A 26,688-nucleotide genomic window follows, 5' to 3' on the forward strand; every position below is an offset into this window, starting at 1 on the left:
CTTCTGTTCAGAAACGACTAACGTTTACTCAATAATCCATTGTTGGTTATCACCGTCATTCTGTGTCCAGATACCGACATTGGAGCCGTTGGTGGAACCAAAGGCATCAACAACATAGTTGTCATTCTTACGGGTCTTCAGCAGGCCGTTATCGAAGTCAAACTTCTGGTTGTCACTGCTATTACAACTGGCGAGAACCACCTGGCCGTTGTTGTTAGCTTCTCCTTTGTAATCAAGACAGAAACCAGTGTCAGCTTTCAGATGAATACTGCCATCTGCGTAATGACTCCATTGTTGTGAATCAGAACTGTCACAATTATTCACGACAACATTGCTGTCCTGATTCAGCCCTGTAGCACTCAAACAGCCATAACGGGCATTACGGTACTGATTGAAAGTAACACCGGTATTCACCGTTTGCTTCTGCCATTGCTGATTATTGTTGCCATGATACTGCCAGATGCCAATCTTGCTGGGTTGCCCTGCATAGGCATCAATCGCGAAGTTACTGTTGGCTGAAGAAAGAATGATATTGCCGTCAGTTTGCCATTGCTGATTCACACTGTCGGAACAGGCTTCAAGGGTGAAATTACTGTTATTGGCAGCCTGGGCTGTTGCGCAGAGTGCTTCATTGGCCAGAGGGTGGAAACGACTCTGAGTATCTTCGCTCCATTGTTGGGAAGCCGCATCGCTACAGGTCAGTCTCTGAATCTCGGCACCAGCAACAGCATTTACGCTCCAGCACTTGTCTTCATGAACCTGTTTGATTTTCAGGTGGCTTTGCTGGGTGACACCATCAAGGCTTCCTACATAAACGACCAGAGCATTCTGTTCAACGACAGACAGTGTTCTGTTTGCTCCGTGACCTGACGATATTACATCTGCAAGCGTTGCAGCCTGGCCATCATGGAAGTAAGGCGCTGTTCGCCATACGCCCAGCAGCGTTGGTGTATCAAAGCCAACGCCCTGCAATGGCTGGCTGATTCCCTGTCCGGATGAAGGTTTGATGGTTCCGACATCATGACGTTGGCCATCCGTGAAGCTCGGGCCACTGTGGCAGGTGGCACAACCGACGTCACTGAACAGTTGTTCGCCAGTAGTTGCCTCGATGGTCAGCTCGCCACTGCTTGTTTTACTCGGACTTCGATCAAACTCATCCAATGACGCAACGTAGGTCGCCAGCGCATCCAGATCTGAACTTAGTCCGGCCTTTGGATTGCCCAGAGGGTTGGAGGTATTGTTGAAGTCAGCGTCGGTCAGGAATCCGGTACCACCGAAACCGTTACGAATGTCGTTCTCGAAGTCCTGAATCTCATCAAAGTTCGCTGTCCAGTGAACATTGCCATGGCCCATGCCTTTACGGCCTTTCAGAGTAATGGTGTTTCGCAGACCTTCGCCACGATCAGTGAAATCCCAGACGGTTCCGTCATCATCACCTTCAAGGTGACAGCTAGCGCAACTGAGATAGCCGTCTCGACTCATTCTTGGGTCACGGGCATTGTAGAAAATCTGCAATCCCAGCAGTTTCTCGCTGTTAAAACGTTCAAAACCAACAGTGGTTACGTTGGCCAGACGATTTGGTGAGAAAGACAGGGAACTGATTACATCATCAATGTCGTAAATACTGACGCTTCGAGTCGTGAAGTTATAGATAAAGGCTCGTTTGGTTTCACCATCAACCCAGACACCCTGAGGAGCAAGACCGGTATTGTCGATGGCTCCCATATGAGCGCCCGAGTAGGCATCAACAATTTCGACACTGTTGGAACCCTGCATAGCCACAAACACATAATCACCCAGTGGCGTGAAGGCTACAGCATGCGGGGCATCGCGGTCGTTGAAATCAAACTGGCGATCACTCAGCTCCTGTCCCTGATTCAGATCGATCTGGGAAAGAATGGCTCTCACAGCAGAGTCGTGAGTCAACGCCTCACCATCCCGCCAGGTTCCACGAAGAATATTGTCCTTTTTGGAGGGAACAAAAGCCTTCAGGCCATCGGGAGAAACAGCTATGTGCGTGAGGTAATTAGGAATGCCTCTTGCGCGGTCTTCCGCATCAACGGTGGAGCTGTCTACCTGTAGTGGAATGTTTTTGACGGTGCTTAGGTCAGAGGTGTTGATCTGAGTAATCAACCCCTGATCTGTTGAGCGCAGTCGTGTAATCCAGGCATTAGCCCCATCACCACTGATGGCAATACCTCTGGGTTCAGCATTTACGGCACGACGCTGGAGAATATTACCGGTAGCTGCGTCGAAGCTGAGCACTTCACCGCTGCTTTGCAGAGTAACAAGGCCTGTGCCTGTGCCCGGAATAAAGGCTACGCCATAAGGACCATCGCCATAGTTCAACTGTACTTCGCGAACCTTACTGCCGGAGCTGTTCAGGGCAACGAGTTTGTCATCTTCCTTAACGGCTATCCAGATAAGACCAGTGTTATCCACGGCGACAGTAGCTGGGTGATTACCGACACTGGTCTCCCAGACCTTATTCATGCCAAGCCTGTGAATCGCGGTAACCGTGTTGTTGTCAGGGTTAACGTTAAACACAAGGCTGCCAGAGCCGGTTATTTTCGATGAAGCCGTGGGTGTATTAGTTGTCAGAGGGTTGGAAACAGTACGAACAAAGTTGTAATTCCGGCTGACACTGCCTGTGGTCACAGTCAGAATCACTTCATAGTGTCCGGCCTGTGTATAGGTGTGTGTAGCTATTGGGTTGGTAGAAGGCTGGGTACTGATACCGTCGCCGAAGTTCCACTTATAAGTGGTGGAACTGTCACCTTGAGTGACCGCGGTAAACTCTGATGCAGTGCCAGTTTCCTGTGTTGATTCACGGGTCTCCTGAGTGACACCAGCATTCAGTTGTTGATACAGCTCACTGACCTGAGTGGCATTCAAAACCTTGTTATAGATGCGCACATCATCCAGGAAACCCTGAAAATTGGTTGGGTTCTGGTCAATAGTGCCCAGCTTCCTATAGCTGTTATAGGTTTGCCCACCCAGAACACCTGATTTGGCAGAGCCACTGACTAGTTGCTGGCCATCCTGATACATAACAAGGCTGCCAGTACTGGAATCACGGGTCAGAACATAGTGGTGAAGAGCACCATCATTAACAGCTTCCGGTGATGTAATACCAGTATCATTACCTGCGGATAATTTCAGTTTTCCTGAGCCATCAATCCAGCCCCAGAACACATCATTTGTCCCACCCGCATGATCTCGACCAGCGATACCCGGTGCCAGCCAGGCATTGTTGCTGCCTGCCTGTGTTGTACTCATGGAAAAGGCCAGAGAGGAAGAACTGCCTAACAAAGTGGAAATGTCCTGCTCCAGACTGATCCATTCGCCATTAGCGTCCTGAGCAACTCCGCCAGCAGCCTGTAACTGCCCACCGATAAGAGTTCCGTGATTACCACTCACGACATTCTGAGTGTCCGTGTCCAGCGGCCAGTGTTGGACAGGAACTGTAGAAGACGATGCTGTTGTAAAAGTAGAAGTAAACTCTGCCGCAACAGTATTGCCAACATAATCAGAAACACCACCTTGAACGATCTTAATCGTATATTCAGAATTAGCCTTCAAAGGCGCAGCAGGTGAAAAATTCACAATACCCAGCTGGGCACTGAAGGTACCTGATACCTGATTGCTGTCGTCATCCAGTAACTGGATGCTATTAGTATTGAGCGACTCATAGAGCACAGTATCAGAGAAGGCGATACCGATTCTGGAAGTAATCGCCTGATTGGCAGCTCCGTCGCGAGGGGATACCTGCTTAATAGCAGGCGGTGTAGTGTCCGGATTTACATCGTGAACCATGAAAGCATTACCTGTGCCATGGTCGTTTCCGATGTAGATGAGGTTGCCCATTGGGGCTACCTGACCATGGTCAGTATTACTTCTTGGCAGAAATCCTTTACCCAGCTCTACATAGTTATTGATATTGCTGATATCAATTTTATGCATGAAGTCTTCGGCACCCTGGAAGACGTAATCGTCCTGAGTCCCGCAATAGAGCATGTGGTCAACTCTCAGACTGTTGTTATCCAGTACGAACTCATTGGGATCAGACAGATCGTAAGTCACCATTTTGGCATTAGAGCCACGAGTAGAAGCATGAACTTTAGTACCGTCGAAACAGGTCGCATAATACTTATTATGACTGCTGACAGTGTCCAGCAGAACAGGATTTAACGGATCTGAAATATCCAGACTGGCCCAACCACTGGTGTTGTCCATACTGGTCAATACCAGCTGATTACCTATGCTAAAAACGGGACCAACTCTAAAGCCGCCAAGTTCACCGGGAGGAACAGGATTGGGGCGATTATTTCCTCGGTTCGCTATATAAGGTTGCTCCGGGTCAGAAGCGTCAACGATATACATGCCCTGATTGGCGTTAGACACATAGAGGTATGGTGCCTGCCACCATAACTGCCAGGAAACGCTGGAATAGTCTCCACCGTTAACACCCGGCAATACCAGTTTGGAGACCTGCTGAATGTTATCGACATCGGTGAAATCCCAGAACTCCACGCCCTTAATTGTTTGCACGGCGACGTATGATTTGCCATTGATTTCACTGACACCGAATGCATGAGGCTCACGGAACTCACGGGTACGCCCCGTTGGTTCGTATACCGTTTTTCTTAAAGAAATATTTCGTGGATCAGAGACGTCGTACACCAGCCAGCCACCGGGACCTTTACCGCTGTCCGGAGCAAACATAGTCATAAAGTAGCCGTTCAGCATGATACCGACATTGGCACCAAAAGCTTTTCGGCTTGGGTAGGTAGCGGGAATACCGTTGTTTCGGTCAATCCATGAAATGGGTTTGAACAGTTCGCTGGAGCTATAAGTCAGGTTTCCCAAGCCCGGGCCTTGTACATCAGCCGTTGCATATCCAGAGCAGAGTATGGCTGATGCCATCGCTGCTTTTAACCATCTTCGGTTCATTATTTTTATTCTCAGTGGTTGATTTTGAACAGCGTCTTTATCTTTCAACACCATGGATAGTGGTGGGTGCATTGTTTTGTCAGGTGGTTTTGAGTCGGTGGTTCCTCCTCTTTTGAATGGAAAGTAAAAGTGACCGTTTTATGAAATATTGTTGACAGAACTTTTGTGCGATATTAATTTCTTCTTCTGATATTTATTTCATTGATAGAAATTTTTATCATATTAAGAGTTGTTCGGTAAAGAGAGTCAGGTCACAGTCCTGACTGAGACTGTTGTCGATGTGAATATAGAAGTAATCAGAGTTTGTCGGTTTAAGCAGTGAATAGCCCGACTTCTTTTTGAAGTTTGAATAACTGGTCAATACAACAATAAAAACACACACCAGGAATTATTCAGTGAAAAATAACTATAAGAAACACCTGCTGAGTGCTGCGATCCTTGCTGCAGTGTCCAGTGCTTCTATACAGGTCAAGGCTGAAGCAATGACCATCGATCCAAGCCTGAAAGTAACCTACAAAAACTACTATTTTGACGATGACCATAAAAGTGACTCTGGCTACAACCTTGATGAGTGGGTTCATGGTTTAGTCGCTGACTTTGACAGCGGTTATGTAAACGACATGGTTGGTGCAGTGGTCACTGCAGGTTTTGTCAGTCCTTTGAGTGTCAAGAAAGGTACAGAGAACGGCAAAGGTATTGGCATTACTAACACTGAACGGGGAAGTGATGGTAAAGCCAATGGTATAGCAGGATTTCAGCAAGCTTATGTGAAGACCCGGTACACTTTTGATCAGGTTGAACTGAAGGCGGATATTGGTGTTAAAAACCGTTCGCTTGAACAATATGGGGACAATGGCTCTCGTTTGTTGAGTTCAAGCACGAATGGTATTGATCTGGCCGTAAACGTTGCTGGTCTGGGGCTTTACGCGACACAAATTGATGGTTTCAGTGCTCGAAATGATTCTAAGTTCAGTAGTGACCTGACCAATGGCACAGACAAGATTGATAATGTAAGAATATTCGGTGCTACTTATTCTGTGGCAGGTGTAGGCCTGACAGCAGAAACGGCAGCTTCAACAGATTATCTCACCAAGAATTTTTTCAAGGCTGGTTACACCTTCGATCTCGATAACTCGATGGCCGTTGCCGTTGATGGTCGTTACGGTACAGCCAAAGAGAATGGTAAATTGTACGGTAACGCCAACTATAAATCCAAGTACTACAACCTGAACGCCAAGTTAAATGTCGGTAACGTATGGGTAAGTGCCGGTTATAACAGGACGTCTGATGGTGACTATGACAATAAGCTGTTTAAAGAAAGCCATGGCGCGTTTAACTCCAGCCTTTCTCAATGGGAAGGTTTTATGCTGGAAGATGAGACTGCGTATGTCGTAAGTGCCGGTTATAACTTTGCCGATCAGGGCATGCCTGGGCTGGATGCGAAAGTCTGGTATGCGAAGGGCAGCAGTGCCAAGGATTTGAACGACTTTAGCCGTAAAGAATATGGTAGCTTTATATCTTATGCCTTTGATGGTCAGTTCAAGGGGCTGAAGGTGAGCTGGTTATACGACAACTATAGGGCTGATGGTACTCCGACTGGAGCGAGAGGAACTACCAAGCCAGGAACACTGTATGACGAAGACACAAACCGTTTTTATGTGACTTACGATTTTACGGTGTTCTAAGTTAGTTAATACCTGATCTCCTTGTTGAAAATCCGACCTTACTCCCTCTGAGGTCGGATTTTTCCTGTCATTGAAAGCTTTCAGCTGACTGCAAGATCCTGCATTTTTGCAACAAAAACCATAATCTGAAATTTTTTGCAAAAACGGTTGACACTCTGTGAGTATGAAATTAAATTCAGGGTGTGGTATTTATTTCACTGAGCGAAATATCTATCAAGGCATAAGCAGTAATAAGCCTGAAACAGTTATTACTGGTTGCCCGAGCCGCGATATACAGGCAGCCTGAATTCAAAGAAGTTATCACATAGAACAATAATAAGGTGTGAAACAATGAAAAAGCTGCTCATGGGTGCTGCCCTCTCGGTTGCCACTTTTATCGGAAGCGTACAAGCTGCTCCTGCCACTCCAGACCTCTCGTCGTTCAAATGTAAACCAGGCGAAACCTTCTACATGAATGTGATGGTTTCCGGCGTTGAATACTGGTTCCCGGTTTACGAAATGTTTAAACAGGCAGCCCAGCAGATGGGTTGTAAAACAGTTTATACCGGCACCCCTGAATATGACGTGAACAAACAGCTGACAACGTTTGAACAGATTCTGGCGAAAAAGCCGGCGGGTATTCTACTTCACCCAATGAACCCTGACCCATTTATTGAGCCAATAAACCGTGCAGCAGAGATGGGTATTCCTGTTGTTACCTTTGCTGCAGATTCTCCAAACAGTAAGCGTGCTTCCTTTATTACTTCTGATAACTACAGTGAAGGTAAATACGCTGCTGATACCATCGCCAAGGATATGGGTGGTAAAGGTGAATACGCTGTTCTGGAAAACCCGGGACAGGATAACCACGACCGTCGTGTAACAGCCTTTGTTCAGCGTATGAAGGACAAGTGGCCTGATATGAAACTGGTTGCTCGTGCTGCCAGTAATACCGATGCGGTTAAAGCTTACAATGCGACTATGAGTATGGCTCAGGCTAATCCGAAGCTGGGTGCGATTTTCATGCCGGAAGCGACTTCAGCACTGGGCGCAGCTCAGGCGTCTAAAGAGCTGGGTGGTAAGATTCGAGTATTTAACGCTGACGTTAACGGTAAAATTCTCGACATGATCAAGGAAGGTGAGATCTTTGGTTCTGTTAACCCGAACCAGGGTATGCAGGGTTACATGGGATTCATGCTGCTTTACATGGCCAGTCGTCAGAATCTGATTGACCCAATGAACGACTACGCACGTTCAGGATTTAACCCTATGTCGGTTCCTTTCGTGGATAACGGTTTCTCCATCGTATCCCAGAATAACGCTGATGACTTCTACTGGGACAAGTATCTGCAGCGCCGTGGTACCAAAGGTATTAACGAGTAAGGCTCGATTTGCTCTTGAGTGGTTGAGCTGGGTCCCGGCCCGGTTCACCACTCCTTTTAATTACTCCTAATAAGAATCATAAGAATGTCGGAGTTGGGCTATGAGTAATGAAGTGATCATGGAGATAGTTGATGTCCATAAGTGCTTTGGTCCCACCAAAGCACTGGCAGGCGTCAACTTCACTCTTCATCAAGGTGAGATACATGCGCTTTGTGGTGAAAACGGAGCCGGTAAATCAACCCTGATGAAAGTGATTGATGGTCTGCATCAGCCTGATTCCGGCAATATCCATATAAAAGGCAAGAAGGTTGTTATCAACGGAGCTCTGGAAGCGCAGAAGCTGGGAATAGGTTTTGTGCACCAGGAAATAGTGCTCTGCCCGGATGTTTCAGTGGCTGAAAACATCAACATGGCGCTGACCAATCAGAGTAAAAAGTGGTTTGTTAACTATTCAGAAATGAATAAAAGGGCGAAAGAAAGCCTCAAAGATATTGCTCCTCATATTAATCCATCAGCTCGACTCGACTCCTTGAGTATCTCCGAGCAGCAGCTGGTGGAAATAGCTAAAGCTCTGTCGCTTGATTGTGACGTGCTGATTCTGGACGAACCAACAGCAGCACTGACTGAAGCAGAATCCCAGGCGCTCTTCAATATTATGCAGGCTTTGAAAGCCAAAGGCATAAGTATCATCTATATCAGTCATCGAATGGCTGAAGTGTTTGAACAATGTGATCGGGTTACCGTACTCAGGGATGGAATCTGGGTGTGTACTGACCGTATTAAAGATACTTCACCGGACAATGTTGTTAAAAGCATGGTTGGCCGGGATGTAGGGCACCTTTATCCTGAAAAGCTACAGGAAGATTTCGCTAATTTGGATGTTATGTTGGAAGTGGCCAACCTTTCTGATGGTGATCGCTTCAACGACATTCAATTCAAGCTGCACCAAGGTGAAATCTTCGGTGTTTCCGGTCTGATTGGAGCGGGTCGCAGCGAGATGGTTAAAGCGATCTGCGGACTTCATGCCAAAACCTCAGGCGAGATCAGTTTTAAAGGTCAGCCTGCTTCTATTAAGCATTACAGCGACAGTATTAATCAGGGCATTGTTTATCTTTCTGAAGACCGGAAAGAAGACGGTGTATTTCTGGATGTATCCATTGCGCGAAACATCTCGGTTCTGAAGCTGGAGCAGGTTTGCAACAACATGAAGTGCATTGACCCTGCTGCAGAAAGGAAACAGGCACAAAAGCTCACTGATCAACTGAAGCTGAAAAGTGCCGGTATGGACAAACCGGTGTCATCACTCAGTGGTGGTAACCAGCAGAAAGTAGCCTTGGCGAAAATGCTGTCGGTGAACCCTTCCATCATCATTATGGATGAGCCGACCCGTGGTATTGATGTAGGTGCCAAGGTCGAGATTCATCAGCTGATTCGCAAGCTGGCCAATGAAGGTGTTGGCGTTATCGTAATTTCATCGGAATTACCCGAAGTTGTAGGCCTCTGTGACCGTGTCATGGTTATGCATGAAGGTGAGCAGCAAGGCACACTGACCGGCGATGAAATCACTGAACAAAATATTATCCATCTGGCCTCAGGTCTTGGACAGAAAACCGAAAGCGTGTCCGGAACAAGCAAGAAAACAATAATAAAAACAAAAGGGCTGGAAGTGGCATGAACCATTCAGGTACCAATCACAGCATGAATGTTCTTGAAACAGCGCCAGAACTCTCTCCAAAGAGACAGTGGTTGGGTAGCTTCAAGAATATGCGAGAAGCGACGTTGATTTTGATCATCGCAGCTATCTTCGTCACCATGAGCTTTGCTTCAGAATACTTCCTCACCTGGCCCAATATGAAAGCCATGATGCTGTCGTTTGCGACTGAGGGCATCGTGGTTGTAGGCATGACCGTGCTGATCATAGTGGGAGGCATTGACCTCTCGGTAGGTGCAGTCATGTGTCTGGCGATGGTGATTGCCGGCAAGCTGTTCCTGTTAGGCATGAACCCCTGGTTGGCAAGCGTGGTCAGTATTGGCAGCTGCTCTTTCCTTGGTTACCTGACCGGGCTGACTGTTACTCGAATTGGTCTTCATACTTTTATTGCAACGCTGGCTTTGATGGGCATTGCTCGCGGCTTGAGCATGATTATTACTCAGGGAACGCCTCTTTCGCTGTTTTCATTACCACCGGAGTTCAAGTTCATCGGTCAGGGCTCAGTGTTTGGTGTGCCTTTTGTCATCATTGTCTTCTTTGTGGTGATCATCATCAGCGATTATATGCTGAGAAATGCATCAGCCTTTCGAAAGGTTTTCTATACCGGCAGTAATGAAAAGGCGGCAGAGTATTCAGGCATCAATACCAACCGCGTAAAGCTGGGTGCCATTATCCTTTGCTCAACACTGGCAGGTTTTGCCGGCATTCTTTACATGTCAAAATTTGGTGCGGCTACTCCCAACTTTGGTGTTGGACTGGAACTGAATATCATTGCTGCGGCGGTTATTGGTGGCGCTAGTCTGAAAGGCGGCGAAGGTAGTGTACTGGGAGCGATCCTTGGTATTGCCTTGCTGTCGATTGTTTCCAGCTCCCTGATTCTTCTGAATATATCGGTCTACTGGCAGGATTTAATCAAGGGCATGATTCTTTTGATGGCTGTCTCCATCGACCAGATTCTTCATAATAGACGCAGTAGCCGTTAAACGACGCAAAGCATTCAAAGGTATTGCATGAACAGCATGACTGATTTTGACAATGCCAGACTTTTTACCAAGGTGATCAGTCTGCATTACATCGAAGAGCGCAGTCAGTCAGACATCGCCAAAACACTGGGGCTGTCGACTGCCAAGGTAAACCGGATTATTCGGCAGGCCAGGGAGCAGGGCTGGATTGAAATCAGCATCAATACGCCGTTCAAACATCTCTTTGATATTGAACAGCGGATCAAGGCAGTCAGCAATATTTCTGACGTGGTGATTGCTCCGGATTTCTCGACAGATGCCAATATGATGGTGAAGTCTGCCGGTGCAGCTGCTGCCAGTTATTTGCTCGAGAACCTGAAAGATAACTGCACAATTTGTGTCAGTGGCGGTAAAGCGGTCAGCGCTATTGTTGACGAAATCCGACCCAGGCAGGAATACAAAAATATTACCGTTGTGCCTGCCACAGGTGGCGTACAGGGTAAGCACTATACCGATGTAAATCATCTCGCCAGCCAGCTGGCGGAGAAACTGGGAGGCAGTGCACGACAGCTGCATGCACCATTGTTCGCGGACAGTGCCAGTGAAAGAAACATGCTGTTAAAAGTGCGTCAGACAAAGGAGATTCTCGATCAGGCGAGAAAGGCTGATATCGCCTTACTCGGTATTGGTTCCATTCTGCCGGATGATTCCAGTTATTTTGATCTCTACCCGGCGTCTGCCAATGAAAGAAGCAAAATTGAAAAGGCGGATGCCGTCGGTGATCTGTTTGCACACCTTTATGACTCGCAGGGTTTTCCCTGTCTGCCAGAGTATAACGACAAGCTGGTCGGTCTGACTCTGGATGAATTACAGGACGTTTCACTCTCCATTGGAGTATCCGCAGGGCCTGACAAGATAGCCCCTATTAGTGGTGCTTTGAGAAGTGGACGACTAAAAACGCTTATTACCGATGAAAGTACGTCATTGGGTGTTTTGGAAGTATTGGAAAAGAATAATAAATAACTATGTGGTGACTGACTGAGTCACCGAGCCAGGTAAGAGACTATGAAATATAAGAAGCTCGGCACAACAGATATTGAAACCTCAGTGATTGGCCTGGGTACCTGGGCCATGGGTGGCTGGATGTGGGGTGGCGGCAATGATAAGGATTCGGTTGCTGCTATTCACAGTGCTCTGGACAGTGGTGTAAACCTGATTGATACCGCACCGGCTTATGGTCTGGGTCGTTCAGAAGAGATTGTCGGAGAGGCCATTAAAGGCCGCAGAGATAAAGTGGTTATTGCAACCAAGTGCGGTCTTGTATGGCATACCGACAAGGGTAATCACTTCTTTGATGAAGAAGGTAAACCGGTTCATCGTTATCTTGGCGCAGACTCTATTCGATATGAGCTTGAGCAAAGTCTTAAGCGACTGGGCACGGATTATATTGATCTCTACATTACCCACTGGCAGGACCCTACGACACCTGTTTCAGAAACCATGGCAATACTCGAAGAATTAAAGAAAGAAGGGAAAATTCGAGCCATCGGTATCAGTAACGTTAATAAAGAAGAAATGTCTGAATACCTTGAGAGCGGCACACTGGATTCCATTCAGGAAAAGTACAGCATGCTGGATCGGGAGATAGAATCCGGGCTCTTGCCTCTGAGTGAACAGAACAATGTTTCTATTCTCAGTTATTCACCTCTGGCTCAAGGGTTGTTAACCGGAAAGATAGACCCTGAAAGAACGTTCAGTGGTGATGACCAGCGCATAGAAGATCCAAGATTCAGTCAGGAAAATCGCCAGAAAATCGCAGCGATGCTTTCTAAAATGAAACCGGTGGCTGATCAGCACAATATCACTCTTGGGCAACTGGTTATTGCCTGGACAGTGTCGCAATCCAGTCAGATGTTCGCACTGTGCGGAGCCAGAAATCCGGTACAGGCAAAGGAAAATGCAGCAGCTGGAGCGGTTTCACTGACCAATAGTGAACTGGATCAGGTGAGTTCGGCGTTAGCAGCGTATTTCTGAATAGAACATACGAGCTCATAAGCCTTTTGCGAGCCGGAGGCGAGTAAAAGGCTGATTACTGCTCGATTACGTGTGTACACACTGAATAAATTGAAAGCTGATATTAGCTTTGCGGAATTCTATTGCCTGGGGTTTTTGCCGGCCTATTGATTGAGTCAAATGTTATGAATGTAAAAACACGACAAGGAAAGATTAAGCGGCTGAAAGAACACTCGAAAAAATCCGTGGTGATTGTTGGTGGTGGAATCAATGGTATCGGTCTGTTTCGGGAGTTGGCACTGCAGGGTGTTGATGTTCTTCTGGTTGAGCAGGGCGACTATTGTGGTGCGGCCAGTTCGGCTCCTTCCAGAATGATTCATGGTGGTCTTCGCTATATGGAAAATGGCGAGTTTGCCCTGGTGCGGGAATCGCTCCATGAACGAAATCTGCTACTGAAAAACGCTCGACACTATGTTTTTCCTTTGCCAACAACGATTCCGGTATTTTCCTGGATGGATGGTGTTTTTGCGAATGCATTGAAGTTTTTCGGTCTTAATGAAAAGCCTGCTAAACGTGGAGCCTTGATTATCAAATTGGGCTTGTCTTTCTACGATTTTTTCACTCGTGGAAAAACAACGATGCCAAAGCACAGGTTCCATTCAAAGAAAGAAACCTTTCGAAAATGGTCCTTCCTTAATAAGGACGCAGTATGCAGTGCGACTTACTACGATGCCTGGATCAGTTTTCCTGAAAGGCTGGGTATGGAGCTGGTTTCTGATGCTGAGCAGGCATCTGACTCTGCAATCGCCCTTAATTATGTGCGTCTGGAAAGAAGTGATGAAGACAGCCTGATTCTCAAGGATAGTGTGACAGGTGAAGAATTCAGTATCGAACCGGAACTGGTTGTAAACGCAACGGGTGCATGGATAGATGATACCAATCAGAGCATCTCAAAAAGAACGGATTTCATCGGTGGAACCAAAGGCTCCCACCTGATTATTCGTAATGATGACCTCTACCGTGCCACGGGCGATGGCATGGTGTATTACGAAAACGCTGAAGGGCGGGTTTGTATTCTGTTTCCCTATATGGGCAATGTGCTGGTGGGTTCAACAGATCTCCCCGTTGTTTCAGCCAATGGTGTTCATTGCACACCTGAAGAAGAAACCTACATTCTTGAATCTCTGAAATACATTTTCCCTAGTATCCATATAGAGCGAGAAGAGATCCTTTATCGTTTCAGTGGCGTACGCCCACTGCCTTCCAGTACGTCTGCAACCACGGGGCAGATATCAAGAAGTCACAGTTGTCAGGTCTTGCCCGCAAACGAAGCCAGGTCCTACCCAATATTTTCTTTAATCGGAGGCAAGTGGACCACGTTTCGAGCCTTTGGCCAGCAGATAGCGGACCAGTTACTGACAGAACTGAAGCAACCAAGACACTGTTCGACTGAGCAGGTTGAGATTGGTGGCGGTAAAGATTTTCCAGAAACCCTGTTTGAGAAAAAGCAGTGGCTTAACGCAATCAGTGAACAGTGCCAATGCACTGATAGCAGAGCAGAAATACTTCTGGCTCGTTATGGCACAAGGGCTACTGAACTGGCCGAGTTTTTGGTCAGTAAACAGAACAGACCGTTGCTCAGCCACCCTGATTACTCAACTGGGGAAGTTCGCTTTCTGATTGAAAAGGAACAGGTGGAGTGTCTTAACGATCTGCTGCTTAGAAGAACCTCTCTGGCCATCAGTGGTGATCTGAACCTTGATGTTATTCGTGAAATCAATGATCTGCTGGCCATGCAGAAGGGCTGGAATCAGAAGCGTAAAGAGCTCGAGCTAGGCAACTCGTTGTCCTATCTGGAGCAATATCATGGCCTTGATTACAAGACACTATCATCACGCTTATCAACCCAACAAAAACAACAGCCTGTAGCAGCATCTGAGTTAACTGAAAGTCTGGCTATATAAGTACCCGGATATCCGTGTTCGCAGATTCTTTGCCGGTCTTCGGCGAGCAAAGAACTGATAACTACACGATTTTGTGTGTCTGCACACTTAAATGACTAAAAGACAGGAGAACGGAGTCATGTATCTCACTAAAAAAGTTCGTATGAAGCGGCTGTTTAACCATGGGAAATGCCTGGATGTCGCTATCGATCATGGTGTTTGTAACGAGCCAGGTTTCATGGACGGCCTTGAAAATATGGGGCAGGTGGTTAACCAGCTGATTGATGCTGGCCCAGATGCTATCCAGATGAACTACGGCCAAAGTGATCTGTTACAGGAAGTAGAGGGCAAGGATAAACCTGCATTGGTGATGCGAGTTGATATGGGTAACCCCTACAACGACCAGCGCCATGAAGTCATGTGGGCTCAGTTGCAGAATAATCAGGATCCATTGCTGCAAGCCCTTCAGATGGATGCAGCCTGTGTTGTAGTAAACCTGTTTATGTTGCCCGGCGAACCTGAACTGTTTCGACAGTGTGTAGAGAATATCAGTCGTATAAGGAGCGAGTGCGATAAATACGGCATGCCTTTGATGATTGAACCATTGGTGATGCAGGATAACAGTATCCGTGGCGGTTATATGGTGGACGGTGATTGTGAAAAAATAGTCACTCTGGTCAGGCTCGCTCGAGAAATGGGTGCTGATATTATCAAGGCTGACCCAACAGCGAATGCAGAAGACTTTCATAAAGTGGTTGAAGCGGCTCGCTGCCCAGTTCTTGTGCGCGGCGGCGGTAAGGAAGACTTGAAGGGCGTGTTTGGTAAAGCCAGACAGCTACTGGATCAGGGTGCTATGGGTATGGTCTACGGCCGTAATATTTACCAGCATGAGAATCCACGTCAGGTGGTTAAGGCTTTTATGGCAATGATCCACGATAGCGCCAGTGCTGAACAGGCTTGGGATATTTACCATACAAAATAATGAGTCACCGTTGTTTGTGCTGAATAAAAACAAGGTGTATTAGTAGAAGTGCGCTGAACAATAATAAAAAGAAAGGTGACGTTTATGCAGCAGTATCTGCTGGGCCTTGATAATGGCAATACGGTAACCAAGGCGGCTCTCTTTTCCCTCTCAGGAAAGGAGGTTGCTGTCGCTGCAGAGCCAGTCAAAACTCTCTATCCGGCACCTGGCTGTGTTGAAAGGGATATGAATGATGTCTGGCAGCAAACCACCAGAGCGATCAGGCAAGTCTTAATCAAGGCTGATATTAAAGCAGAGCAGGTTGCCGCAATTGGTTGTAGTGGTCAGGGGAACGGGCTCTATCTTCTTGATAGAAAACAGCAGCCCATGCTGGCAATACCTTCTCTTGATTCAAGAGCAGCTGATCTGGTGGCTGAGTGGAAGCGTGAAGGTAAAGACGATGCCATTTACCCTATTAACCTCCAGGGAATCTGGTCTGCACAGACCGGAATGATACTGGCCTGGTTAAAACGTCACCGGTCTTTTTTATACAAGGAGATTGGTACCGCATTTTTCTGTAAGGACTACATCAATTTCTGTCTCACGGGTGTTATCGCAACCGATTACACCGACAGCAGTGGTGCAGGTCTTCTGGATATGCAGAAAAAGCAGTACAGCAATAAACTGCTGGAACTCTACGGTATGCCTGAAGCACGGGAGTTTCTACCACCACTACTAAACAGTACTGAGATTGTCAGTGGAATCAGCCATCAGGCTGCCAGTGAAACAGGTCTGGTTGAAGGAACTCCTGTTGTTGCAGGTTTATTTGATGTTGTCGCCAGTGCTCTGGGCTCCGGAGTAGTAAATACCGGGCAAGCGTCGATTATTGCCGGCACATGGAGTATTAACCAGGTCATTACTGAAAAGCCCATTAACAATCCTGAATTGTTTATGTCCTGCGTTTTTGATCAGGAACGATTTATGGCGATCGAGTCCAGTGCTACATCGGCGACAAATCTGGACTGGTTTGTAAATGAGTTCTTTGGTGAAGAAAAGGCTGCAGCCAGAAAAGCTGGTCATTCTGTATTTGAAGACTGTAATGAGCTGATTTCAGATGTTCCGTTGAGTGACAACCTTCCTATTTATCACCCTTTCCTGCACGGCTCTAACGAACACCCAAAATTGAGAGCCGGGTTCTTTGGTATTTCCGGAGGACAGGGGAAGGCAGAAATGCTCAAGTCACTTTATGAAGGTGTAGGTTTCGGTCATTTGAGCCATGTTAAAAGGTTAAGAGCTGCAGGCGCATACTTTGACTCTGCGAGATTAACGGGTGGAGGCTCTAGAAGTGAAGTCTGGTCGCAGATGTTTGCAGATATTCTGGATATACCAGTCACCATACCGGCAGGTACTGAAATTGGTGCAAAGGGTGCGGCTATGGCTGCAGGAATAGGAGTAGGTTTATTCAGTAGTTATCAGGAAGGTGTCGCCTCCATGACAGAAGTGGAAAGACAACATCTGCCGGATAAAAAACCACAATCGCTTTATAAGAGGCGCTATCAGCGTTATCAGCTTCTGGTTGAGTTGATGTCGGAGTATTGCGATCAGCTGCAGTTACAGGACTTTTCTGAAGATAAAGCCGAGAAAAGAACTGAAAAAGCTTCAATCAAAATAAAAATACCCATGGGAGTCTGAATTATGTCATCAGCTATTGTTCTTCCCAGAGTCATGCAGGTGGGCGCAGGCGCCAGCAGTGAAGTTGCCAGCATACTGAGCAAATTCAACTGTGAGAAGCCTCTTATTGTTACTGACCAAATGATGAAACAGCTTGGCTATGTCGAGCGAATAGAGTTGCCCTTGAAAGAGCAGGGGATTAACTGTGGATTATTCGCAGACTGCCTGCCTGAACCAACCGATGAATCGATCATGGCCGGTGTAGCCATGATCGAAGAAGGTGATTACGACTCGATTATTGCTTTAGGCGGCGGTAGTCCGATAGATAGCGCAAAAGCAATCTCGATCCTTGGCAAGTTCGGTGGAGCTATGCGTGACTACCGTGTGCCAAGAGACGTCAGTGAAACAGGGTTGCCCATAATTGCTATTCCAACGACTGCAGGTACAGGCTCTGAAGCAACTCGTTTTACCATCATTACCGATGCAAACAGTGATGAAAAAATGCTCTGTGCAGGCTTGGGCTTTATGCCTGTTGCTGCGCTGGTGGATTATGAACTGACTCTATCACTGCCTGCGCGGGTAACTGCGGATACAGGAATTGATGCGTTGACTCATGCTATGGAGGCGTATGTCAGCCGTAAAGCCAATGCTTACAGTGACTCTCAGGCGCTGCAGGCCATGGCTTTGATTGCACCTAATCTTCGTCGTGTTTATCACGAACCTGACAATCGTAAAGCCCGTGAAGCCATGATGCTGGGCGCAACTCTGGCAGGTGTCGCTTTTTCCAATGCCTCCGTCGCTTTAGTACACGGAATGAGTCGTCCGATTGGTGCTCATTTTCATGTACCCCATGGATTAAGTAACGCCATGTTATTGCCAGCAATCACTGAATATTCAATTGAAGCGGCCAGTGAGCGCTATGCAGACTGTGCCAGAGCTATGACTGTTGCTGAACCTGCAGACAGTGATGCAGTCGCTAATGAAAAGCTGCTGACTGAATTGAAAGCCATTAATAAAGAGCTGGAAGTGCCGGGGTTTGCTGAATATGGCATTGAGAAGGAGCGTTTCTTCAGTCTCTTAGAATTAATGGCAGAGCAGGCACTGGCTTCCGGCTCTCCGAACAATAATCCCCGTCAGCCCAGCAAAGAAGAGATGGTCTCTCTCTATACGAAAATCTGGGAGCAGCAATGACTCAGCAAATGGATTTAATCGCAATGAATGTTCTTGGAAACTTTATAAACGGCCGCTCTGTTAACAGCACCAGTGATCGAAAGGGGACCATTTTTAATCCGGCAACCGGTGAGGCTATAAAGGCAGTGTCTTTGTCATCAGCTGAGGAAGCTGCAGAAGTTGTCGAGGCTGCTGCAAATGCTTTTCCTGCATGGTCACAGACCAGCCCTCTTAAGCGAGCCCGCGTTCTTTTCCGGTTTAAAGAGTTGATTGAAAGAAATATGGAAGCGTTGGCGACTCTTATCTCCATTGAACACGGTAAAACCCTTCCTGATGCCATGGGAGAGATGACCCGTGGCCTCGAAGTAGTCGAGTTTGCCTGTGGCATTCCTCACCTGCAGAAAGGTGAGCAGTCGATGAATGTGGGAACAGGTGTGGACAGCTGGTCGATGATGACCCCTTTGGGTGTTTGTGCGGGTATTGTGCCTTTTAACTTTCCTGCCATGGTGCCTATGTGGATGTTCCCTGTCGCTTTGGCCTGCGGTAATACCTTTGTCCTTAAACCCTCAGAAAAAGTACCTTCCACAGCGTTAAGAATGGCTGAGCTGTTAAAAGAAGCAGGTCTACCTGACGGTGTATTCAATATCGTAAACGGTGATAAAGAAGTTGTTGATGTCCTGCTGACACACGACAAGGTAGAGGCCATCAGTTTTGTAGGTTCTACGCCGGTGGCTGAATATATCTACAACACAGGCTGTGCGAACGGTAAAAGAGTTCAGGCACTGGGTGGAGCCAAAAACCATATGGTCATCATGCCGGATGCTGACATGGATGAAGCTGCGGATGCTTTACTCGGCGCAGCTTACGGTGCTGCGGGTGAACGTTGCATGGCGATTTCAGTGGCTGTGCCTGTTGGCGAAGAGACTGCAGAAAAGTTGATTGCAAAGCTGAAACCCAGACTTGAAGCGCTAAAAGTTGGCCCTGGAATCAGCGAACAGGCCAATGATATGGGTCCGCTGATCAGTAAAGAGCACCGTGAAAAGGTTGTTGGTTATATCAATAAAGGTGTGGAAGAAGGGGCAAGGCTTGTTATTGATGGCCGTGCTTTGGAGGTTGAAGGGCATGAACAAGGGTATTTTGTTGGCGGGAGCCTGTTTGATCATGTCACGCCTGAAATGACGGTCTATAAAGAAGAAATCTTTGGACCAGTACTCTCTGTTTGTCGTGTAGGTACCTTCAAGGATGCGGTCGAGTTAATCAATTCCCATGAATACGGCAATGGCACAGCACTGTTCACCAGAGATGGTAAGGCGGCCAGAGAGTTTGCCCAGCATATTCAGGTGGGGATGGTCGGTATCAATGTACCTGTGCCAGTACCTATGGCTTTCCACAGTTTTGGTGGTTGGAAGCGCTCACTGTTTGGCCCTTTGCATATGCATGGCCCTGATGGTGTGCGCTTTTATACGCGCATGAAGATGGTGACATCTCGCTGGAATGAACACGACAGTTCTCAGTCAGTGTTTACTATGCCTACCATGAAATAGGGCAGTCATGTTCTAAATGAAAATAATTCTCAAAAACACTTGCGAGATCTTTGCTTGAGTGTAGAATGAGAATCGTTCTCATTGAATAACAAGAAAGGAGCTGCTTATTGAAATGAATTTTGACCTGATCTACTGGTGACAGGCTGGAGACGAAAGTCCACGATACTTTCTCTTTAAGGCACCAGTGACTCGCATATCCTCATCTTCTTGAGGCGGCTCGTCCCAGCCGCCTCTTTTTTTTAAGTCCTACATTCAACGCTCGAAACCGGATACCCTCTCTATTAAAGTCCTTTAACTGTGACTTGTGCAGCCCCCCTTACTCTTTTTTACAAGAAGCTGTAGCTGCACTTTTATTCATGACTGATTCAGAATCCCGAGAAAATAATATGATTGATCTGACGTCTTATGAAATGCCCCTGCTTGATGGAACCGCACAACCACTGTCTGATTTTAAAGGTAAGGTCGTATTGATTGTGAATACCGCCAGTGTCTGTGGTTTCACTCCACAATACGAGGGACTGGAAGCTTTATACAAGAAGTACAGTGAGCAGGGGTTGGTTGTACTCGGTTTTCCCTGTAATCAATTTGGTAAGCAGGAACAGGGAGACAGCAGTGAGATAGGCAGTTTCTGTCAGAAGAACTACGGCGTTACATTTCCGGTTTTTGAAAAAATTGATGTGAACGGTGACTGTACTGCTCCTATTTATAAGGATCTCAAAAATCAGGCGTCAGGCATCCTCGGTACGAAAAATATCAAATGGAACTTCTCCAAGTTTCTTATCGGAAGAGATGGGGGAATTGTTGGAAGGTATGCTCCAACTACAAAACCGGAATCACTTGAGAGTGCCATTGAGCAGGCGCTGAAAGGATAGAATTACGAAACCTGCTATTACTTTGAATCTCGCCGATAAAGCTCTAACTGAAGCACTTGAGATGCAGGTAATAGCATGACTGATACAAACCAGGCCATTAACCTTGAAGATGACAATATTCAGTACGCTGGTTTTCTGGCACGACTTGGAGCCGTCATACTCGATACCCTCTTTCTGATTGTTTTCACTGTCCCATTAACCTATTTGATATATGGCCACCTTTTCTCTGGTTCGGGCATGGTGTTGGGTGGCTGGGACTTAGTGATTAATTGGCTACTGCCTGCTGTGATTTTTATACTGTTCTGGCACTGGAAAGGTGCAACTCCGGGTAAGATGTTGATCCCTATGAAAGTGGTTGATCTTAAAACAGGTTTACCGCCCAGTGTGAAAGTTTCAGTTATTCGTTACTTCAGTTATTTCGCTTCTATGATTCCTTTCTTTTTAGGGTTTGCCTGGATAGCTTTTGATCGTCGTAAGCAGGGCTTGCACGACAAATTAGCTGGAACAGTGGTTATTCGTCTAAAAAAGCATCAAGAATAGAAAAATAACCAAAACAGATATTGCTATTTATCACGTGACTTAATACTTTTTACCGCTGTCTCTTTAAGGTGTCTCCCTGTTGAGCAAGTGCACTACTCGTACAGAGAGAATAAGAATATAAAAAATGGAGTCTGCGATGTATTCACGGTTGTTACTGATCGCTGCAATTTGCCTGCACGTGCCCCTGACCTCAGCTGTGACTATTAAAGATCAGCTGATTCTCGAACAGCAAGCTTATAAGGTAGCCAGTTCTTTCTACTATATATCCCTTGATGAAGGTAACAGTGAGGCTTATGAAGAGCTTGAAACTGTACTGACAGAAATGGACGGAAAGCTTGCCGGTGTTCGCAGTGAAGAACAAGCCAAGCTGAATGAAGTCAGAAGTGCCTGGAAAGCGTTAAAAGGTTTTTCACGCAAGAATGAAATGAAGGAAGAAGGTTATACATCACACTACGCGACGGTAGATGTTAATACCTCGCGGGCTAATATGGTTAAAGCCCTTCGTGGTGATGACCGCTCTATCAAATCACCCGCTCTGGATGTTGAGGCGCTGGAACTGGCTGCTGAAATGCAACGTCTGGAAATGTATTACACAGAAGGCGCTGTGAGTCTTTTAGGTTTTCCATACGACAAGCTGGATGTTGATGCCAAAGCCTTTGGTGAGCGAGTAAGGAAGTTTGAGCAGCGTATTAAAAGAGAGTCTCCGGAAACCGGTAAAACGGCGGCTGAAATTGTCAGAGCCTGGGTTTATATAGAGAAGGCACTGATCAATTTCCATGAAATTAATGTGCCTGAACTCGTTAAACGTATGAACAAGGTTATTGTTTCCAAGCTGGTTGAGATAAGCAAAGCTTGATTTCCCGCCCCATGAGTAGCTGACCATTGCGATATGTACGATATCGGATATGACTTTACGGTCGTTGTTATTGGTCAGCCACTTCTTTAAAATTCGCGTCTTTACAAAATACATACCCTCACTATTCAGCTATGACTGAAGGCAGACTTTACTCAGGCGATAAAGCCAATACCTCTGAGCAGCATAAAAGTCTGAAACAATGATTTTCCGGAGAAAAGATTGATTGAATTAAAAGCAAATCAGGCTGGCAGCGTGAAAAACGATCTGCTGTCAGGCCTGACAGTTGCACTGGCACTGGTTCCCGAAGCGGTAGCTTTTGCCTTTGTTGCTGGTGTTGAACCGCTGGTAGGCCTTTATGCTGCATTTATGGTGGGTCTGATTACCGCTGTAATCGGTGGCCGTCCGGGCATGATTTCCGGTGCTACCGGTGCGCTGGCAGTAGTAATGGTTGCCCTGGTGGCAGACCATGGTGTTCAGTACCTGTTTGCAACTGTCGTACTGATGGGGGTCATTCAGGTACTTGCCGGTGCCTTGAAGCTGGGTAAATTTATCCGCATGGTTCCGCATCCGGTAATGCTTGGTTTTGTTAACGGTCTGGCGATCGTTATCTTCCTCGCTCAGCTGGGACAGTTCGGTGTTGAAGGCGGTGCAGGCTGGTTAAGTGGTACTTTCCTGGAAGGCAGTGTTGCTGACGTAGCCTGGATGGAAGGTAAAGAGCTTTATATGATGCTGGGCCTGGTGGCTCTGACCATGTTTATCATCCACTTCTTGCCAAAGCTGACCAAAGCGATTCCTTCTTCTCTGGCGGCTATTCTGGTTGTTACCCTGCTAGTGATTGGTCTGGATCTGGATACCAAAACAGTCGGCGATGTTGCCGGTATTGCTGGTGGCCTGCCTGAGTTCAGTATTCCTATGGTGCCATTCACCTGGGAAACCTTCATGATCATTCTGCCGTACTCATTGATTCTGGCCGCTATCGGTCTGATTGAATCTTTGCTGACTCTGCGAATGGTGGATGAAATCACTGAAACTCATGGTAGCTCTAACCGTGAATGTGTGGGCCAGGGTGTTGCCAACGTTGTTACCGGTTTCTTCGGTGGTATGGGTGGCTGTGCCATGATTGGCCAGAGCATGATCAACGTGAATTCTGGTGGTCGTGGCCGACTGTCCGGTGCTTCTGCTGCACTGTTCCTGCTGGCTTTTATTCTGGTGGCCTCTTCCCTGATCGAACAGATCCCTGTTGCTGCTCTGGTTGGTGTAATGTTCATCGTGGTTATCGGGACGTTCGAGTTCAGTAGTTTCCGGATCATGCGCAAAATACCAAAGAGCGATGCTTTTGTTCTGGTGCTGGTGTCCGTCGTAACGGTTATGACCGATCTGGCTATGGCTGTAATCATTGGTGTGATTGTTGCTGCTCTGAACTTTGCATGGCAGCATGCCAAGCAGGTTCGTATTGAGAAGAAAGCGGATCACAAAGGTTCTACTGTTTATAAGGTTCACGGACCGTTGTTTTTTGGCTCAGCCACTTCCTTTCTGGAGCAGTTCAATCCAAAAGATGACAACAATGATGTCGTTGTTGATTTTGCGGATTCCCGTGTCTGTGACCACTCAGGTCTGGAAGCCATCGACTCTCTGGCCGAACGCTATATGAATTCTGGCAAAACCCTGCATCTGCTGCATTTGAGCAGCGATTGCCAGGCTCTTCTGAAGAAGGCAGGCAACATGGTGGAAGTTAACGTGATTGAAGATCCTAAGTACTTCGTAGCGACCAACGCCTGATAATTGCTGACCAATAGCAAACTGAGCCCGGCTATTCAGCCGGGCTTTTTGTATCTACTGCGGTAAGGCTACTCTTTTTAGAAGAATGGATTCTTGAGTCAGTCGCTATGCCTTTTGTACCCTCTTCTAATAATCGAAGCACGGTTGAAGTGGAGCTGAAAACCTTCACGGATAAGTCTGTTCAAAGTACAGCGGCCGCACGAACTGCCAGGGGGCGAACCGTCAGTGCAGCTGACATCAGGGAAAAGCTGCTGAATCTGGTTAGACCAGATTTCACTAAAGGGAAAAAGAGCCTCTATTCTCGAATGACCCATAAGATCAATATCAGCTGGCTGAAGTTCAAGGTTATGGCTGCGAACATTATATTCAACTTTTATGCTCTGATGGATGATCAATTAGTCATGCTGGGGAATGCAATAAAAGTTAACCAGACACCGGAACCGACTATTCGTGATGCCAGAGGAGGGGTGAGAAATGTTCGACCTTCAGCTCTTGGCCCTGCTATTAGTGAAAACACCGATATGCTTTTTGGCTGTAACTATCTTAATGGGATTCCAGAGAGTCAGAAACACTATTTCACTAAACCGCGGTTGGTAGTAATTAAAGGAGGAGCAACCAATAAATTTGGTCATGCCCTGCTTGCCTTTGGTGAACCTGGTTCTGCAACTGAAAGGTATGCTCAAATCAGTTCAGCCAATTGGTACCCTGAGTTTCTTGATGGAGAAGAATTTTCTGACTATCAAGAGAAATGGAAAAACGAGATTGCTTATGAAATTGATCTTCAGTGTGAAGATGAAGATGCAATGAGAAATAAGTTGGATGAACTGGCCAGCCGTAAGTGGCTTTGGGGAGGGCCAGAACATAATTGTTTGAGCTTTGTTAAGGACGTGGCGGAAGCAGGCAAATCAAGAGCAGGTTTTTTTGATGGTTATTCAACAACCAGTAACCGCTTGATGAATGCTGTGATCAGTGGGATTTCAGAAGGTGCAGATAAAGCTATATTAGCTACGATGGATAAACACAGTGCGTGGAAACAGCAGCTGGAACTGATTCAGCAAAGTTTGTGTGGGATTCTTGAAGTCGATGAATTCTCTCTACTGACCTCCAGTGAGACTGAAGCTAAAGAGTTCATCAGCAGTAGAATAGAGTGGCTACACCTTGCTGTTGATAGTGCATACCTGCCCGAGAGAGTTAAAAAGAGCCTGATTCATAACATCACAGCATCTTGTAAAAGTTCTGCCAATGCAGCACTAAAAAGAGCTTATGATGAATTCCCGGAAAATGAACATCGAGATTTGGCTGATCTGCCATTACCTGCGGCATATAATGCGCCTGCAGAACTTAGGCGGGTAGGTCCGCAAACAATAGCTGGTTTTAACGACGGTAATGATGACCTCTGATAAATAGTGCTTAGAGAGTAGCTATTTATGCCTTTAGATACAGCTCCCGGTTCGAACCTTGTCCTTAATGAATTTGCGGGAGAGCTATCTCTTACCTTTATTTATGCAACAGGTCGTACAGTTTCCGCCATCGAGTCTCTGACCAGAGCATTAATCGCTCTCAATACCAGATCTTTGCTTTGCTCAGCGAGTGCAGGGTTATCCTTAGTTGTACTGATGTGCTCAAAGTAGCTATTACCGATTCTGAACATGATTCTGGCTAGGTTGATTAACTCCTCGTGGCGCCATTGAGAACCATAATGCCTAAGGATATTGGCATATCTTTCTGAGATACGTTCGTCAAATGACTTATGGAGATCGGACAACTGAGGCATGGCAATCATTGCTCTGTTTAATTCAAACTCAAGTCGATGTTTAGCTGGATCTGAGTATTCTCTTTCTCCCATCAGTTTCAATAGGTCATCCAGAGACAGTTGGTGCTCAGAAAAATTCTCGTATTCATTAAAGCGCTGCAGTACCGCATTCACCATATCTTCACAAAGAGCGTAAATAACAGCCTCTTTATTGGGATAGTATTGGTACAGCGAAGCGACAGGTATGCTGGCTCTTTCTGCAATACCTACAGCTGTGAGACTGTCATAACCACCCTCAACCAGTAACTGTGCTGTTACCTCAAGGATCGTTTCTACTCTTTTCTTGGAACGATTTTGAACGGGAAGCTTACGCGGCTTTATAGTCGACTTCGACATCAGCTGAATCCTCAGGCTCGGGTGTACGTCACTGACTTAGGTTCCACTTCTTTATCCGAGTTCGTGGCAGGGAGTCAGCACTCTCTCAAGGGACACGTATAAAAGTAGATGCATATCTCAACAAATAAAGGATGATTTAAAAAAATATTCCTTTTCATGTTCTTTGACTTAGCATCCTTAATAGCGAGGACTCTGATTAAGTATCTGTATTCACATTCTTTTATTGTGCTGAAGGCGCTAGCGGAGAAGATGGGCAGAAAAGCACGGTTAGAAAGGTGAAGGTAGGTAATAGTACGTTTGTTCAAAATAGCCTGTTGATTGAATAAGCAGATCCTGTATAGTTCGCCACCTCAAACGGAACAGCTCTCCACAACAGCGGAACTGAATCGCTGATCGAAATGATCGGTTGACAACATCCACTGACACGGTAGAATGCGCCGCCGCTGACCAAGAAAAGTTCTTCGCAAGACGAACGAGGCTAGCGAGTTGCAACCCGGTTCTACGGATTCGAAAGAGT

General features: G+C 46.6%; 18 protein-coding genes. 16 read left to right on the plus strand and 2 right to left on the minus strand.

The annotated features are described in order from the left end of the window. Positions 1-24: 24 nt before the first annotated feature. Complete coding sequence (locus tag EOPP23_RS19335; protein ID WP_153767642.1) at positions 25-5,025, minus strand: ricin-type beta-trefoil lectin domain protein; 5,001 nt, start codon at positions 5,023-5,025, stop codon at positions 25-27. Positions 5,026-5,348: 323 nt separating this feature from the next. Here EOPP23_RS19335 and EOPP23_RS19340 point away from each other — a divergent pair, with 323 nt between their 5' ends. The 16 genes from EOPP23_RS19340 (at position 5,349) to EOPP23_RS19415 (ending at position 25,422) form a co-directional block, all read left to right on the plus strand. Then, positions 5,349-6,638: an OprD family outer membrane porin gene (locus EOPP23_RS19340; protein ID WP_153767643.1), complete on the plus strand. Its 1,290-nt coding sequence runs from the start codon at positions 5,349-5,351 to the stop codon at positions 6,636-6,638. A 330-nt stretch (positions 6,639-6,968) separates the two neighbouring features. Continuing rightward, positions 6,969-8,000: a substrate-binding domain-containing protein gene (locus EOPP23_RS19345; protein ID WP_153767644.1), complete on the plus strand. Its 1,032-nt coding sequence runs from the start codon at positions 6,969-6,971 to the stop codon at positions 7,998-8,000. Positions 8,001-8,100: 100 nt separating this feature from the next. Then, on the plus strand, positions 8,101-9,675 hold the full coding sequence (locus EOPP23_RS19350) for a sugar ABC transporter ATP-binding protein (protein WP_153767645.1): 1,575 nt from the start codon (positions 8,101-8,103) through the stop codon (positions 9,673-9,675). Beyond that, positions 9,672-10,694 carry an ABC transporter permease gene (locus EOPP23_RS19355; protein WP_228550801.1) on the plus strand — a complete coding sequence of 341 codons (1,023 nt, stop codon included), beginning with the start codon at positions 9,672-9,674 and terminating at the stop codon, positions 10,692-10,694. Before EOPP23_RS19350 ends, EOPP23_RS19355 begins: the two co-directional genes overlap by 4 nt. 27 nt (positions 10,695-10,721) lie before the next feature. Beyond that, entirely contained in the window at positions 10,722-11,696 is a 975-nt protein-coding gene (locus EOPP23_RS19360) for a sugar-binding transcriptional regulator (RefSeq protein WP_153767646.1), read from the plus strand. A 42-nt stretch (positions 11,697-11,738) separates the two neighbouring features. Further along, entirely contained in the window at positions 11,739-12,707 is a 969-nt protein-coding gene (locus EOPP23_RS19365) for an aldo/keto reductase (protein WP_153767647.1), read from the plus strand. Between the two features lie 164 nt (positions 12,708-12,871). Further along, on the plus strand, positions 12,872-14,650 hold the full coding sequence (locus EOPP23_RS19370; protein ID WP_153767648.1) for a glycerol-3-phosphate dehydrogenase/oxidase: 1,779 nt from the start codon (positions 12,872-12,874) through the stop codon (positions 14,648-14,650). Between the two features lie 118 nt (positions 14,651-14,768). Then, positions 14,769-15,611: a class I fructose-bisphosphate aldolase gene (locus EOPP23_RS19375; protein WP_153767649.1), complete on the plus strand. Its 843-nt coding sequence runs from the start codon at positions 14,769-14,771 to the stop codon at positions 15,609-15,611. 84 nt (positions 15,612-15,695) lie between these two features. After that, positions 15,696-17,282, plus strand: coding sequence for an FGGY-family carbohydrate kinase (locus tag EOPP23_RS19380; protein WP_153767650.1), 1,587 nt, complete (start codon positions 15,696-15,698; stop codon positions 17,280-17,282). A gap of 3 nt (positions 17,283-17,285) precedes the next feature. Beyond that, entirely contained in the window at positions 17,286-18,452 is a 1,167-nt protein-coding gene (locus EOPP23_RS19385) for an iron-containing alcohol dehydrogenase (protein ID WP_153767651.1), read from the plus strand. 23 nt (positions 18,453-18,475) lie between these two features. Further along, the gene (locus EOPP23_RS19390) at positions 18,476-19,975 is read left to right on the plus strand and encodes a CoA-acylating methylmalonate-semialdehyde dehydrogenase (RefSeq protein WP_153767662.1); all 1,500 of its coding nucleotides are present in this window, start codon (positions 18,476-18,478) and stop codon (positions 19,973-19,975) included. A 395-nt stretch (positions 19,976-20,370) separates the two neighbouring features. Continuing rightward, a complete protein-coding gene (locus EOPP23_RS19395; RefSeq protein WP_370514834.1) occupies positions 20,371-20,847 on the plus strand; it encodes a glutathione peroxidase in 477 nt (158 codons plus the stop codon). Between the two features lie 75 nt (positions 20,848-20,922). Then, positions 20,923-21,387 (plus strand): RDD family protein, encoded by a 465-nt coding sequence (locus tag EOPP23_RS19400; protein ID WP_153767652.1) that lies wholly within the window; start codon positions 20,923-20,925, stop codon positions 21,385-21,387. A 124-nt stretch (positions 21,388-21,511) separates the two neighbouring features. Further along, positions 21,512-22,243 carry a hypothetical protein gene (locus tag EOPP23_RS19405; protein WP_153767653.1) on the plus strand — a complete coding sequence of 244 codons (732 nt, stop codon included), beginning with the start codon at positions 21,512-21,514 and terminating at the stop codon, positions 22,241-22,243. A gap of 219 nt (positions 22,244-22,462) precedes the next feature. After that, positions 22,463-24,022, plus strand: coding sequence for a SulP family inorganic anion transporter (locus EOPP23_RS19410; RefSeq protein ID WP_153767654.1), 1,560 nt, complete (start codon positions 22,463-22,465; stop codon positions 24,020-24,022). Positions 24,023-24,129: 107 nt separating this feature from the next. Further along, positions 24,130-25,422: a hypothetical protein gene (locus tag EOPP23_RS19415; protein ID WP_153767655.1), complete on the plus strand. Its 1,293-nt coding sequence runs from the start codon at positions 24,130-24,132 to the stop codon at positions 25,420-25,422. Positions 25,423-25,523: 101 nt separating this feature from the next. Here EOPP23_RS19415 and EOPP23_RS19420 read toward each other — a convergent pair whose 3' ends face one another. Next, a complete protein-coding gene (locus EOPP23_RS19420; protein ID WP_153767656.1) occupies positions 25,524-26,171 on the minus strand; it encodes a TetR/AcrR family transcriptional regulator in 648 nt (215 codons plus the stop codon). Between the last annotated feature and the right edge of the window lie 517 nt (positions 26,172-26,688).

Origin of the sequence: Endozoicomonas sp. OPT23, assembly GCF_009653635.1 — a bacterium.
Classification (GTDB): Bacteria; Pseudomonadota; Gammaproteobacteria; order Pseudomonadales; family Endozoicomonadaceae; genus Endozoicomonas_A.